The organism is Streptomyces sp. NPDC079167 (assembly GCF_040686735.1).
Taxonomy (GTDB): domain Bacteria; phylum Actinomycetota; class Actinomycetes; order Streptomycetales; family Streptomycetaceae; genus Streptomyces.
On record NZ_JBFBLO010000011.1, the window covers coordinates 140224 to 152662 of the forward strand.

Annotated in this window: 15 protein-coding genes; 5 read left to right on the plus strand and 10 right to left on the minus strand. The window is 72.4% G+C overall.

Annotated elements, in window-relative coordinates; translation table 11 throughout:
* The first annotated feature begins 39 nt into the window (after positions 1-39).
* Positions 40-723: a HemK2/MTQ2 family protein methyltransferase gene (locus AB0P41_RS23785; protein ID WP_356710929.1), complete on the plus strand. Its 684-nt coding sequence runs from the start codon at positions 40-42 to the stop codon at positions 721-723.
* Positions 707-934, plus strand: coding sequence for a CDGSH iron-sulfur domain-containing protein (locus AB0P41_RS23790; protein ID WP_356710931.1), 228 nt, complete (start codon positions 707-709; stop codon positions 932-934). The genes AB0P41_RS23785 and AB0P41_RS23790 overlap by 17 nt, the downstream gene beginning before the upstream one ends.
* A 6-nt stretch (positions 935-940) precedes the next feature.
* Here the strand turns inward: AB0P41_RS23790 and AB0P41_RS23795 are convergent, their stop codons facing one another.
* Positions 941-2179 (minus strand): FUSC family protein, encoded by a 1239-nt coding sequence (locus AB0P41_RS23795; RefSeq protein ID WP_365934019.1) that lies wholly within the window; start codon positions 2177-2179, stop codon positions 941-943.
* Positions 2180-2306: 127 nt separating this feature from the next.
* On the opposite strand from AB0P41_RS23795, the gene AB0P41_RS23800 reads away from it, so the two are divergent.
* Both AB0P41_RS23800 and AB0P41_RS23805 read left to right on the plus strand, forming a co-directional pair.
* The gene (locus tag AB0P41_RS23800; protein ID WP_365934021.1) at positions 2307-2489 is read left to right on the plus strand and encodes a hypothetical protein; all 183 of its coding nucleotides are present in this window, start codon (positions 2307-2309) and stop codon (positions 2487-2489) included.
* A complete protein-coding gene (locus tag AB0P41_RS23805; protein WP_365934023.1) occupies positions 2486-3100 on the plus strand; it encodes an endonuclease in 615 nt (204 codons plus the stop codon). Before AB0P41_RS23800 ends, AB0P41_RS23805 begins: the two co-directional genes overlap by 4 nt.
* Before the next feature lie 6 nt (positions 3101-3106).
* Here AB0P41_RS23805 and AB0P41_RS23810 read toward each other — a convergent pair whose 3' ends face one another.
* The 8 genes from AB0P41_RS23810 to AB0P41_RS23845 form a co-directional block, all read right to left on the minus strand.
* Positions 3107-3856, minus strand: a complete 750-nt coding sequence (locus AB0P41_RS23810; RefSeq protein WP_356710938.1) for a hypothetical protein — start codon at positions 3854-3856, stop codon at positions 3107-3109.
* A 164-nt stretch (positions 3857-4020) separates the two neighbouring features.
* Positions 4021-4215: a hypothetical protein gene (locus AB0P41_RS23815; protein ID WP_356710939.1), complete on the minus strand. Its 195-nt coding sequence runs from the start codon at positions 4213-4215 to the stop codon at positions 4021-4023.
* A gap of 136 nt (positions 4216-4351) precedes the next feature.
* Positions 4352-5233, minus strand: coding sequence for a phosphatidylinositol-specific phospholipase C/glycerophosphodiester phosphodiesterase family protein (locus AB0P41_RS23820; RefSeq protein WP_365934026.1), 882 nt, complete (start codon positions 5231-5233; stop codon positions 4352-4354).
* 226 nt (positions 5234-5459) lie between these two features.
* Positions 5460-6581 (minus strand): acyl-CoA dehydrogenase family protein, encoded by a 1122-nt coding sequence (locus AB0P41_RS23825; protein ID WP_365934028.1) that lies wholly within the window; start codon positions 6579-6581, stop codon positions 5460-5462.
* On the minus strand, positions 6578-7768 hold the full coding sequence (locus tag AB0P41_RS23830) for an acyl-CoA dehydrogenase family protein (protein WP_356710945.1): 1191 nt from the start codon (positions 7766-7768) through the stop codon (positions 6578-6580). The genes AB0P41_RS23825 and AB0P41_RS23830 overlap by 4 nt, the downstream gene beginning before the upstream one ends.
* Positions 7765-8733: an NADPH:quinone oxidoreductase family protein gene (locus tag AB0P41_RS23835; RefSeq protein ID WP_356710947.1), complete on the minus strand. Its 969-nt coding sequence runs from the start codon at positions 8731-8733 to the stop codon at positions 7765-7767. Before AB0P41_RS23835 ends, AB0P41_RS23830 begins: the two co-directional genes overlap by 4 nt.
* Positions 8734-8835: 102 nt before the next feature.
* A complete protein-coding gene (locus tag AB0P41_RS23840; protein ID WP_365934030.1) occupies positions 8836-9435 on the minus strand; it encodes an XRE family transcriptional regulator in 600 nt (199 codons plus the stop codon).
* 72 nt (positions 9436-9507) lie between these two features.
* Positions 9508-10239: a PIG-L deacetylase family protein gene (locus AB0P41_RS23845; protein ID WP_365934032.1), complete on the minus strand. Its 732-nt coding sequence runs from the start codon at positions 10237-10239 to the stop codon at positions 9508-9510.
* A 212-nt stretch (positions 10240-10451) separates the two neighbouring features.
* Between AB0P41_RS23845 and AB0P41_RS23850 the strand changes: the two genes are divergently transcribed.
* Entirely contained in the window at positions 10452-11024 is a 573-nt protein-coding gene (locus tag AB0P41_RS23850; protein WP_365934033.1) for a rhodanese-like domain-containing protein, read from the plus strand.
* Positions 11025-11078: 54 nt separating this feature from the next.
* Here the strand turns inward: AB0P41_RS23850 and AB0P41_RS23855 are convergent, their stop codons facing one another.
* Positions 11079-12380 (minus strand): alpha/beta fold hydrolase, encoded by a 1302-nt coding sequence (locus AB0P41_RS23855; protein ID WP_365934035.1) that lies wholly within the window; start codon positions 12378-12380, stop codon positions 11079-11081.
* Positions 12381-12439 lie beyond the last annotated feature (59 nt).

Genomic DNA, 12439 nt, shown 5'->3' on the forward strand with positions numbered 1-12439 from the left:
GTCCGCATCCCGCCGGCGAAGCACCGAATGGAGTCGCAGATGTCAGCAGACATGGCCGAGGACACCCGTAACACCCGTTTGATGACCCTCCCCGGGGTGTACGCGCCCCAGCACGACACTCTCCTGCTCATGGCAGCACTGAACCGGGAGGACATCGGCCCGGGCACCGAGGTCCTGGATGTCGGGACCGGCAGCGGCGCCCTCGCCCTGCACGCGGCCCGGCGGGGAGCGCGGGTGACGGCCGTGGACGTCGAGTGGCGGGCCGTGGCGACGGCCCGGCTGAACGCGCTGCTGCACCGTCGGCACATCACCGTGCGGCGCAGCGATCTGCTCTCGGCCCTGCCCGGCCGGTCCTACGACCTGGTGATCTGCAATCCGCCCTATGTGCCGTCCCCCCTGGGGCAGCTTCCCGGGCGCGGTGCGGCGCGGGCCTGGGAGGCAGGGCGCGACGGCCGCGCCGTGTTGGACAGGATCTGCGAGACGGTCCCGGCGGCGCTGCGCCCCGGCGGGCGCCTCATGCTCGTGCACTCCGGCCTGTGCGACAGCGAAGTGACCCTCCAGCGCCTTTCCGATGCGGGGATGCGGGCTCATGTCAGCCACCGCGCCCTGGTGCCCCTCGGGCCCGTGCTGCGCTCCAGGCTGCGGTGGCTCCGGGCGACGGGGCTGATGGACGAGGCGGAGACGGCAGAGGAACTGGTGGTCATCCGTGCCGAACGAGCCTGAACGCCCGTGCCGGATCACCCTCGGCGCCGAGGGCCCTCTTCTGGTCGAGGGGCCGGTGGAGGTCACCTGCCCGGACGGCAGTGTGGCTGCCTCCGACCGTTTCGTCGTGGCCCTCTGCATGTGCCGGCGCAGCCGGATGTATCCGTGGTGCGACACCAGCCACCGGCGCCGGGTGCGGCCCGACGGGGAGGCGCGACGGCCGGCGGACTGACGCCCCTCACTCCCCGGCCCGCAGGCGCGTCCGCTTCACCCCGCGCAGTCGGCGTGATGCCTCGCGCAGGCGGGGGTGGCGCTCGTGGGCCTCCGCAGAACGCCGGTCCAGTTCCTCGGCCAGACGCTCCGTCCGCTTGTCGATGTCGAGTTCGTCGAGGATGCGGTCGACCTCCGCGAGCAGTGCGCCGTGCAGCTGCCACTGCCTCGGATGTTCCTGGACGTCTTCGAGCAGCAGATCCGCCACGCGGTCGCGTGTCGTGCGGCTCCGGGCGAGGGCGTCGGCCAGCCGTTCCTCGGCCTCCTCGCCGCTCTCGGCCATCGGCGTGGTGATCATGAGCGCGAACCCCTCGATGGCGTCGGACATGTGCCCGAAGAGTTCCCTGAGGTCCGTGGCCACGTCCTCCGGGAAGAGCGCCTCGTCGGTGCGCGCCTTGGCGAGGTCGGTCAGCGTGCGGGTCAGGACGCGCAGCACCACGGCGCAGATCTCCAGTGTATCGAGCCCGGTCCTCAGGACGACGCGGTAGAGCAGCCCCTGCTTGACGCGCGGGTTGAGCATCAGGCTCTCCTCGGCCTGCCGCAGGGACGCGTCGACCTCCACGATGTCGTGGTCCAGGCGGCGGGCCTCGTGGAGCCGGGCGGCGGCTTCCCGAACGGGGTGGTTGCCGCCGATCTCGTCACCGAGGGCCCGGAACATCTTTCCCATCCGCTCCCCCAGACCGCCGATGGAGGAGCCCGCCGACTCGACCCAGACGGGCGGGGCCAGCAGGAGGTTGAAGAGCAGGCCGACGCCGGCGCCGATCAGCGTCTCCAGAACGCGCTCCCATGCTGTGTCCGCGACCTGCGCGACGCCGAGGACCAGCATCGCGCTGATGGCCACCTCGGGCACGAACTCGTTGACCCGTACCAGCCGCCCGATCAGCAGGGAGGTGAAGATGGTCAGGCCCAGGGTCCACCAGCTGAGGCCCACCAGGGAGCTGAACCCGCTGGCGATCAGGACCCCGACGACGACGGCGTTCACACGCCGGATCCCGGTGGTGAGTGTGGCGTAGAGCGTCACCTGCACCACGAGGAGGGCGGTCAGAGGGGCGGTGAGCGGCGCGGGGTGGGGTTCGGGCAGCACGGTCTGGGCCACGGCGAAGGCGATGACGGCAGCCGCCGTCGACCGCAGTGTCTGGGCCGCGGCCGGTTCGGTGGTGCGCTGGACGAGTTTGACGACGGGCTCGGGCGTGGAAACTGCAGGCATTCCTTGACGGTGCCCCGTTCCACGCCACCGCAGCGCTTCGGGGGCCGGTCGGACTCCGTACGGACGTACGCGTGACCCCATCGGCACCGGCCTCGCGGGGACGGGCGCCCGGAGAGAAGGTGGATACATGGCTATCTCACTCACGCCCCCCACGGAGACCCCTCCGGCCGAGGGCTGCATAAGCGAAGCGCACGTCGAACGCGCCGACGGAGGGATCTGGGAGCACCCGGTCCTCTGGGCCGCCGTGGTACTGCTCGGCTCACTCGTCGTGGCCGGTTACTTCATCGCGCGGATCTTCGGGTTCACGTGAGTGCCCGCCGGACCCTGGAGGAACTGCTGGAACGGCACGGCACCACGTACGCCACCGAGGCGGGCATCCGGCTGCGTGACACCCCCCAGCCCTTGTACCAGCTGCTCGTCCTGAGCCATCTGCTGAGCGCGCGCATCCGCGCGCAGGTGGCGGTGGCCTCGGCGCAGGCACTCTTCTCGCACCGGCTGCGGACTCCGCGCCGTATGGCCGACGCCACCTGGCAGGAGCGCGTCGACGCGCTCGGCGAGGGCGGCTACCGGCGGTACGACGAACGGACGGCGACCCAGCTGGGGGACGGTGCCCAGCTCCTTCTCGACGAGTACGGCGGTGACCTGCGGCGGCTGCGCCGGAAGGCCGACGGCGACATGGAGGCCCTGCGGTCCGGGCTCCGCCGCTTTCCCGGCATAGGGCCGGCGGGCGCCGACATCTTCGTGCGCGAGGTGCAAACGGTGTGGCCCGAGGCCTCGCCCTACCTGGACGCGAAGGCGCTCCAGGGAGCGGAACGGCTCGGCCTGCCCAGCACGCCGGACGGGATCGTCCGGCTGGCGAAGGACGAGGCCCCGGCCGTGCTCGCCGCGGCGCTGGTGCGGGGCGCGCTGGACAAGGGCTGAGCGGGCTCAGCCGGCCGGCCGCCGTTTGCCCGGCTTGACGGAGCGGCCTTCGAGAAGCGCACGCCGGATCTGCGCGGCGGTCGCGCGGGCGTGTTCCGAGGTGGCCGTCCGGTCGGCGACCGACGTGACGAAGCGGTGGGTGGGGCGGAGGCACTGGCCGCACGGCGTGTCGGTGGTGATCAGATATCCGTCCTCGCACTGCGGATTCGCGCAGCGCCCCGGGCTCACGAGCGCCTCGGCGATCTCCTGCGGTGCCCAGCGGCGGCGGCCGTCCTCGTCCTTCTCGTGGAGGGCGTGGGACCAGCGGACGTTCCACCTGCGTTCGAGCCGCTCCAGGAGCTGGTCCGGGGTGCGCCGGGCGAGCTCCTGATGGATCAGGTCGTGCACCGTACGGGGGTGGCGGTGGCCGAGCGCCTGGACCAGCGGTTGCGGGAGTGCCTGAAGGATGTAGGTGACCGGATCGCCTGCCGCACGTTCGCGCCACTTTCGGCAGGTGCAGATGCCTTCGGCGGGCAGGACGCGCTGGCAGCGGCCGCAGAGGCCCCTGCACTCGGCGCAGAGTCCGTCGTCGAGCCCGTCCAGATGGGGCGCGGGGGCGCGGCCGCAGTCGCGGCAGCAGGCGGCGCACGGTCCGCAGAGGCGCTCGTCGCCGAGTTTCGTCGTCCATTGGCGCTGCTGGCAGCGGCAGCACAGGGCGTTGTTGCAGTACTCGTGGTGGGCTGCGCCCGAGTGCCGGCCGGGGGGCGGGAATGACATGGATGCGTTCTCCAGGTACGTGGCGAGGATCGGTCAGGTCCAAGCCATGTCGACGAAGCGCGCGCAGGGGCCCTCGGACGACGGTACCGCCCCGGTCGGGTCCCGTGCGGCGCTGTGCCGCGATCGGGCCGACATTCTCCCGCACCCGGGCGGTGCGTGTGGAATCAGGGTTTCAGGCCGCTGACCACGTTCGCGGTGGCGGTGATCCCTTCATGGATCGTGGGAGCCATGCTCGTACTGGCCAGCAGGAAGCCGAGCAGTGCGCAGACGATCGCGTGCGACAGCTTGAGCCCGCCGTTGCGCAGGAAGATCGCTGCGAGGACCAGCAGAAGCAGCACCACTGAGATCGAAATGGCCATGGCCAACCTCCTCCGCCGCGCCGGATTTGCGGCATTCGGCCGCCAGTGTGGCGCAGCGGAGGGGCCGTTCGGCCAACCGGCGTGTCCGCCGAACGGGTGTTGACGCACGGTGACCGGATACGTCTGTCGGTGACGGTCAGCCGCTTCGGCGGCCGACGGCCTCCTGCCGGCGGAGGAAGGCTTCCAGCCCTGCCAGGTCGTCGGTGTTGAGGTGGTCGACGCCCGCCGCGACGAGCTCGGCCCAGACGGCGTCGCGCGCCGGGCCCGCGAGGTCGGGAGTGCCCCAGAAGCGGACCCGTTGACCGTTCGCGTGGGCCGATGCGACGAAGGTGGACAGCCTGTCACGCTCGGCGGCCGGGAAGGGCCCGGTCCCCTGCCAGCTGAAGTTCGTCGCCCAGTTGCCGCTGATGAGCGGGATGAAGGAGGCGGGAGCGGCGGTGCCGAGGTCCTCCGGGCGGCCGTCGTAGAAGGCGTACCGCGTGGTCTGCCGCTCCATCGGGACACGGGCGGCCCGGTCCCCCGAGATGACGGGTGTGACGGCGCCGGTGCGGACCCGGCCGTGCACGGAGCGGGTGAGGATCGGGCGGTAGCGGCGCAGTACCCGGTCGAGTCGGAGGTAGGCGGCCGCGCCGTCGGTCTTTATGTCGATCAGCAGCTGCAGCGGGGCGGGGTGTCCCGCGTGGACGGTGCCGTGGTTGGCGCGGACCCGGGCGAGCAGCGGGTCGAGGTAGAGCGAGACGAGGGTGCGTGCGGGGTCGAGGCTCTCGGCCTCGTGTGCGACGAGCAGTTCACCGTCGACGAGGAAGATGTCCGCCTCGACACTCGTGAAGCCGTGCGCGAGCGCGTCGTGGAGGGGGCGCGGGTGCAGGTAGTCGTTGTGGGCGTGGGCCCGGGCCAGCGGGCGGGGCCCCCGGGGGCGGGCGGGCGCGGCGGCCGCTGTCTGGGCGGGGACGAACGCGCCCGCGGCTGCGGTGGCGAGGGCGGTGGTGACGACTCTGCGACGGGTCAGGTGTGCCATGGGGTCTCCCTGAAGCGGTCGGGCGGGCAGAGCGGGCGGGGGGGGACGCGACGATTATGGAGGCGTGGAGCAACCGATAGCAGGCACCTGCCAAGAGTTGGAACGCCCTTCGTCCGCACGTCGGTTGCGCTGCGTCTGCTGTTCCCCCTGCTCACCGCTCCGGTCGATCCGCAGGGCATGACAGGGCGGGGGCACGTGTGCTCACGCGCCCCCGCCCGTCGTCGGCTCAGGGAGCCGGAAGCTCCACCAGACCGGCTACGGCCTCACGGTGGCGTCCTGCGGTTCCGTACGCGATCGAGTCGGCCTTGGCCCTCTTCAGATAGAGGTGGGCGGGGTGCTCCCAGGTCATCCCGATGCCGCCGTGCAGCTGTACGCATTCCTCCGCGGCGTGTACCGCGACCTTGGAGCAGTAGGCCTGCGCCACGGCCACCGCGAGCGGCGTGTCCGGGCTGCCGGTCGCCAGCGCGTCCGCTGCGTTGCGGGCGGCCGCGCGCGCGGAGACGACCTCCAGCCAGAGCTGGGCCATCCGGTGCTTGAGCGACTGGAACGAGCCCACCGGCCTGTTGAACTGGTGACGTTCGCGGGTGTGCCGGACGGTCTCGGTCAGGCACCATTCGGCCAGTCCGAGCTGCTCGGAGGCGAGCAGCCCCGCACCGGCGAGCAGGCCCTTGCCCACGGCGGCGGCCGCGGGGCCCGCCTCCGCGAGCAGGGTCCCGGTGGCCCCGGTCAGGGTGACCGTGGCGAGCGGGCGGGTCAGGTCGAGCGGGACGAGCGGCTGGACGGCGACGCCGTCCGCGCCGGTCTCCACGGCGTACAGGCCCTCCGCGGTGGGGACCAGCAGCACGTCGGCCGCCGCAGCCTCCGCGACGCCGGTCACGGTCCGCTTCAGGGTGCCGGTCATCGCGGCGGCCCCGTCGGAGGGGGCCGTGGCGAACGGCAGGGCGAGCACGGCGATCCTGCTGCCCGACGCCAGCTCGCCGAGGAGTCCGGCGGCCGGGCCGTCCTCGGCACCCAGCGCGAGGAGGATCTCGGTCGCGACGACGGCGCTCGTCAGATACGGCGCCGGGGCGGCGCTGCGGCCGAGTTCCTCCAGGACGACGGCGGCCTCCCGATGGGTGGCACCCTGGCCGCCCAGTTTCTCCGGTACCAGCAGCCCGGCTGCCCCGATCCCCGCGGCGAGCGATTCCCAGAGCCGCAGGTCGTACGGCGTGTCGGACTCGGTCCCGGCGATCACCGTCGGCGCGTCGGCCCGGTCGGCGAGCAGCGAGCGCACGGCCGACCGCAGGTCCTCCTCGGCTTCTGAGTAGAGCAGGTCGGGTGTGTGGGCGGCTTCGGTCCGTGCGGTCATCGGGCAAGATCCTTCCAGGCGACGTCCTTGTCGTTACGCGGTTCGACGGGCAGCCCGAGGACACGCTCGGCGACGATGTTGAGGAGGACCTCGCTCGTGCCGCCCTCGATGGAGTTGCCCTTGGCCCGCAGATAGCGGTAGCCGGCGTCGCGTCCGGTGAAGTCGACCAGGTCAGGACGGCGCATGGTCCAGTCGCTGTACAACAGGCCGTCGTCACCGAGGAGTTCGACCTCGAGTCCGCTGATCTCCTGGTTGAGGCGGGCGAACGCGAGCTTCATGCCGGAGCCTTCCGGCCCGGGCTGTCCTGCGACGAGCTGCTGACGCAGCCGTTCACCGGTGAGCCTGGCGACCTCGGCCTCGACCCACAGGGTGAGCAGCCGCTGGTGGAGGTCGTGGGTGCGCAGGGCGGGCTGCTCGCGCCAGGTCTTCGCGACGGTGCCGATCATGCCGCCCTCGCGGGGGATACGGGCTCCGCCGATGGACACGCGCTCGTTCATCAGGGTGGTCTGGGCGACCTTCCAGCCGGCGCCGACCGGGCCGAGACGCCTGCTGTCCGGGATGCGTACACCGGTGAGGAAGACCTCGTTGAACTCGGCCTCGCCGGTGATCTGGCGCAGGGGCCGCACCTCGACGCCCGGGTCGGTCATGTCGCAGATGAAGTAGCTGATCCCGCGGTGCTTCGGTACGTCCGGGTCGGTGCGGGCGATCAGGATCGCCCAGCGGGCCACATGGGCGCTGGACGTCCAGACCTTCTGCCCGTCGACCACCCAGTCCTCGCCGTCACGGACCGCGCGGGTGCCGAGCGCCGCGAGGTCGGATCCGGCTCCTGGCTCACTGAAGAGCTGGCACCACACCTCCTCCCCGACCCACAGCGGGCGCAGGAAGCGCTGCTTCTGCTCCTCGGTGCCGTATTCGAGGACCGTCGGAGCGGCCATGCCGAGGCCGATGCCGATGCGGCGGGGATCGTTGTCGGGGGCGCCCGCGGCGGCGAGCTCGGCGTCTACGACGGGCTGCAGGGAGCGTGGCGCGTCGAGGCCCCCGAGCCCGGCGGGGTAGTGCACCCAGGCCAGGCCGGCGTCGAAGCGCGCCTTGAGGAAGTCGGTGCGGTCGGTGGTGGCCGGCGGGTGGGCCGCCAGCAGCTCCTGGGTGAGGCGGCGGATCTGTGCCGCGTCGATGGCGGTGCTCAACGGGTGCCTCCTGACGGCAGGACGACGATGCGGCCGGTGCTGGTGCCGTCGGCGACCCGCTGGACAGCCCGCGCCGCGTCGGCCATGGGGACGCGCTCGCTGATCAGCGGCTTGATGACGCCCTGCGCCGCGAGCTTGACGAGCTCGTCGTGGCAGGCGCGGACGGCTGCGGGGTCCTTGGTGTTGTACAGGCCCCAGTGGAGTCCGGCGATCGAGTAGTTCTTCACCAGGGCGTGGTTGAGGCCGGGCGAGGGGATGGTGCCGCTCGCGAAGCCGACGACGACGACACGGCCTTCGAAGGCGATGCACTTGACGGACTTGGCGTAGGCGTCCCCGCCGACCGGGTCGTATACGACGTCCGCGCCGCGCCCGCCCGTGGCCTCCTTCACCGCCGCGACGATGTCCTCGCTCCGGCGGTCGATGACCAGGTCGCAGCCCAGCTCACGGGCGATCCGGGCCTTCTCGGGCCCGCCGACGACCCCGATGACGGTGGCGCCGGCGGCCTTGCCGAGCTGGACGGCGGCGCTTCCGACCCCGCCTGCGGCCGCGTGCACCAGCAGCGTCTCACCGGCCTGCAGACGGGCGCGGCGGTGCAGCCCGAACCAGCCGGTCTGGTAGCCGATGTGCAGGGCGGCGGCCTCCGCGTCGTCCAGGGCGTCGGGAGCCGGCAGCAGGGACGCCTCGTCCGCGACGACGTACTCGGCGAAACCGCCCCGGGGAAGCGCGGGGGTGGCGAGCACGCGCCGTCCGTCCTCCGTCCCGCCGCAGATCTCCACCCCAGGGGTGAAGGGGAGCGGGGGCCTGACCTGGTACTGGCCGCGGCAGAGCAGCGCGTCGGGGAAGTTGATGTTCGCCGCTCGCACCTCGAGCAGCACCTGCCCGTCCCCGGGGGTCGGCCGGTCCGTCTCCTCGAGCTCCATCACCTCGCTCGGCTCGCCGTTCCGGTGCACTCGCCATGCCTGCATGAGGGGCCTCCACAACACTGTCGGCATTACCACTGCTCCGCCGCATACTAAGCGGTCGCTTGCCCGTCTGGGAACACCTCGCGGCCCCCGGCCCGGACCCGTTCACGACCGCTTCGGCTTGGCCCTCACATGCATCCGCTCCCCCTGCGGCCCGAACAGGCTGAGGAATTCGACCGGCTCGTCGCCGGCCGGGCCGAACCAGTGCGGGAGCCTGGTGTCGAACTCGGCGGCCTCACCGGGGGCCAGGACCAGGTCGTGCTCGGCGAGCTTGAGGCGCAGCCTGCCGTTGAGCACGTACAGCCACTCGTACCCCTCGTGCGTGCGCTGCTCGGGGGCCTCCGTGCACGGCGCCTCCTGGATGACCTTGTAGGCCTGGAGGCCCCCCGGCCGGGCGGTGAGCGGCAGGGACGTCTTCGTGCCGTGCACGATCGGTTTCGCCTTGACTCTCGGATCACCGACCGGGGGCGCCCCGACGAGATCGTCGAGCGGCACCTCGTGGGCCCGGGCGATGGGGAGCAGCAGCTCCAGACTGGGGCGCCGGCCCCCGGATTCGAGCCTGGACAGGGTGGAGACGGAGATTCCGGTGACCTCGGAGAGCCCCGTGAGCGTGACGCCACGGTCCTTGCGCAGCCGCCTCAGCCGTGGACCCACCCCGGTGAGTACGGCGTCGAGCTCGCGGTCACCCTCGTTCTGTGCATTCATGCGCCCATTGCAGAATCAGCAATCTCGTTTGTCAATCGGACACCCGTACTCGTGGCGGCGGGGCCGGGCGGGTCAGCGCCCGAACAGTTCGAAGGCGACGGCCGGCCGGCCCCCGAATCGCTCGGCAGCCGCTTCCGTGGTGCCCGTGAGGAACGTACGGCAGTACGCCTCCGGGTCCTCGTCCGTCAGCACCTCGATGTACGTACGGTGGGCCAGCAGCGACCGGACGGAGCGCTCGAATCCCGGCGCGGCGTCCACGGCGTGGGTGGGCCGGCCGGTGCCCGCCACGGCGACCCAGCGCACCCCGTCCCACGGCTCCAGTCCCTGGTCACCCAGTTCCGGGAAGATCCAGCGGTTTCCCGCGTCGCCCGCGGCGTCCAGGGCGGCCCGGCCGACCGCACGGTGGTCCGGGGTGTTCCAGGCGACGCCACCCCAGGTGTCCCTGTGGTTGAGGGTGATGAGCAGCTCGGGCCGGTGACGGCGGATGGCCGCGGTGATGTCCCGTCGCAGCGCGGCGCCGTACTCGATGACGCCGTCCCGGTGGTCGAGGAACTCCACGGCGGCGACACCGACGGCGGCGGCGCTCTCGCGCTGTTCCCGCTCGCGCAGCGGACCGCACTCAGCCGGGGCGATCGTGTCGATCCCGGCCTCTCCGCGGGTCGCCAGGAGATAGGTGACCTCCCGCCCCTCGTCGGTCCAGCCGGCCACGGCGGCGGCGCAGCCGTACTCCAGGTCGTCCGGGTGGGCCACCACGGCCAGGGCGCGGTGCCAGTCCGCGGGCATGGGTTCCAGCTGCTCCGTCATACCCGGCAGGTTATCCAGCGGAAGGTGACGGATGCGTGCATTGCGGAAGCGGTTCGGGGCAGGGAGCAGGGAGCCGCTCCGGCCGGACGCGCCGTACGACCAGCCGCGCAGAGCCGGAGGAAATACCCACGGGGGTATTATTGGCGTTCGGGCGCCGGGGTGAGCAGGACCCCGCACCGCCCCCGCTCCGGCGATCGAAAGGAACCCCGCTCGTGATCAGCCCCGCCTCCCTCTCCCCCACCGAGGCCGCAGCCCGGCTGGAGGAGTTCACCGTCATCGACGTCCGGGCCCCCGGTGAGTACGCCTCCGGGCACGTGCCCGGCGCTCTGAACATCCCGCTCGACCGGCTCACCGAGGCGGTTCCCGCCGTGAAGTCGGCCTCCGCCCGTGGATCCCTGCTGGTGGTGTGCGCCTCCGGAGTGCGGTCCACCAGGGCGTGCGAGATCCTCGCCGACGCGGACATCTACGCGGCGACCCTGACCGGCGGGACGTCAGCCTGGGAGGGTGAGGGGCACGGGCTCGACCGTCCGGTGGGCGCCCGGACGACCTGGCCGATGGAGCGCCAGGTGCGCCTCGCCGCCGGTTCGCTGGTCGTGGCCGGCCTCCTCGCGGGCCGCCGTTTCCCGGCTGCGCGGTGGCTGTCGGCGGGCATCGGCGCCGGACTCGTCTACTCCGCGGTGAGCAACACCTGCGGCATGGCCGCCGCCCTCTCGAAGCTCCCGTACAACCGCGCGCCGCACTCGGCGGCCGGCCTGGACGCCACGCTGGACGCCCTGCAGGGGTGACCGCCGGCCCCTGGGGCCTTCCGTTCGGATCAGGACTGATCCGAACGGAAGGCGCTAGCGGTCGGCCTCGCCCCGGACGAGGGCGAGCAGCCGGTCCAGAACGCGGGGACCGCCCGCGCGCACGCCGTCGTGCTCGTACTCGCTGGTCACCCACGTGCGCAGGCCGCGGATCGAGGACGCGGTGCGGAGCGCGTGGCCGGTGTCCACGTACATGTCGTCGTGGTAGACGGCCGCGGCCACCGGGACCTCGTTGGCCGCGAGCCGCTCCGCGTCGTACAGGACGGGCCAGTCGGTACGGGCGGCGAGGAGCTCCGCGGTCTCGCGCAGGGGGCGCAGCGCGGGATCGACGTCGAAGTGCCAGGGGTGGATGCTCTCACCGGTGAAGAGCACGGGGCCGTCGCCCGCCAGTGCCGCGGCGGCGTCGAACTGAGGGAACTCGGCACGGACGCGTTCGGCGGCCCAGTCGGTGGGCCGCGCGCCCTGACCGTAGATCGCCTCGTGCATGAGGGCGTACAGCGGGTGGCCGGCGAACGAGGTGGCGGTGCGCATGGCCTCCTGGAAGGCGTCGGACAGCTCGGTGCCGTGCGGGCCTTCGACGAAAGCGTTCTCCAGGAGGTAGTGCAGCTGGTGGCTGCCGTTGCCGCCGCCCAGCATGATGCCGAGGGACTGGAATCCCTCGGGTGTCAGCGTGTGCCCGGCGCTGTCCGGGCGGTGCTCGGCGAGGTACGCGGCGATCGAGCGGGCGCGGGCGACGTCCTGCGGGTAGCGGGCGTAGTGCGCAGCCACCTTGCGCTCGATCCGCGGATAGGCGGCCCGGTAGACGTCGTCGGCGTGTGCGTCCAGCGAGGGCAGGCCGCCGGTGATGAGGACGGCCTCGAGCCCCTCCGGGGCGGCCGACAGGTAACGGACGGCGCAGAAACCGCCGAAGGACTGCCCCAGGACGGTCCAGGGCGCGCCGCCCGTGAGCCTCGGCCGGATCAGTTCGCAGTCGCGGACGATGCTGTCGGCGCGGAAGTGGGCGAGGTGGTCGGCCTGTTCGCGGGCGCCGCCGCGCTTCGGCAGCGTCTGCCGGTTGGCCGGGGTGGAGAGACCGGTCCCGCGCTGGTCCAGGAGCAGCACCCGGAACTCCCGCACGGCCCGTCCCAGCCAGGCCTCCGTGCCCACGAAGCGGCGGGCGCCGAAGCCGGGGCCGCCTTCCAGGTAGACCAGCCACGGCAGACGGTCGGCGGCCTTCCCGCTCGCCACGGCTTCACGGGCGAAGATCTCGATGGTCTCGCCGCCGGGATCGTCGTGGTCGAGCGGGACCGTGAAGCGTCGGTCGGTGAGGACGATGCCGGGCTGGCGGTAGCTGTTCAAGGGAACTCCTGTATCCGGTGTTTCCCGGACAGTTCAGCACACCACCGTGCCCCGGTCGG

Excerpts from the sequence above, each read along its gene's own strand:
- AB0P41_RS23785 (WP_356710929.1), top strand. The coding sequence starts at position 40 with ATGTCAGCAGACATGGCCGAGGACACCCGTAACACCCGTTTGATGACC.
- AB0P41_RS23795 (WP_365934019.1), bottom strand. The coding sequence starts at position 2,179 with ATGCCTGCAGTTTCCACGCCCGAGCCCGTCGTCAAACTCGTCCAGCGC.
- AB0P41_RS23800 (WP_365934021.1), top strand. The coding sequence starts at position 2,307 with ATGGCTATCTCACTCACGCCCCCCACGGAGACCCCTCCGGCCGAGGGC.
- AB0P41_RS23810 (WP_356710938.1), bottom strand. The coding sequence starts at position 3,856 with ATGTCATTCCCGCCCCCCGGCCGGCACTCGGGCGCAGCCCACCACGAG.
- AB0P41_RS23815 (WP_356710939.1), bottom strand. The coding sequence starts at position 4,215 with ATGGCCATTTCGATCTCAGTGGTGCTGCTTCTGCTGGTCCTCGCAGCG.
- AB0P41_RS23820 (WP_365934026.1), bottom strand. The coding sequence starts at position 5,233 with ATGGCACACCTGACCCGTCGCAGAGTCGTCACCACCGCCCTCGCCACC.
- AB0P41_RS23825 (WP_365934028.1), bottom strand. The coding sequence starts at position 6,581 with ATGACCGCACGGACCGAAGCCGCCCACACACCCGACCTGCTCTACTCA.
- AB0P41_RS23835 (WP_356710947.1), bottom strand. The coding sequence starts at position 8,733 with ATGCAGGCATGGCGAGTGCACCGGAACGGCGAGCCGAGCGAGGTGATG.
- AB0P41_RS23840 (WP_365934030.1), bottom strand. The coding sequence starts at position 9,435 with ATGAATGCACAGAACGAGGGTGACCGCGAGCTCGACGCCGTACTCACC.
- AB0P41_RS23845 (WP_365934032.1), bottom strand. The coding sequence starts at position 10,239 with ATGACGGAGCAGCTGGAACCCATGCCCGCGGACTGGCACCGCGCCCTG.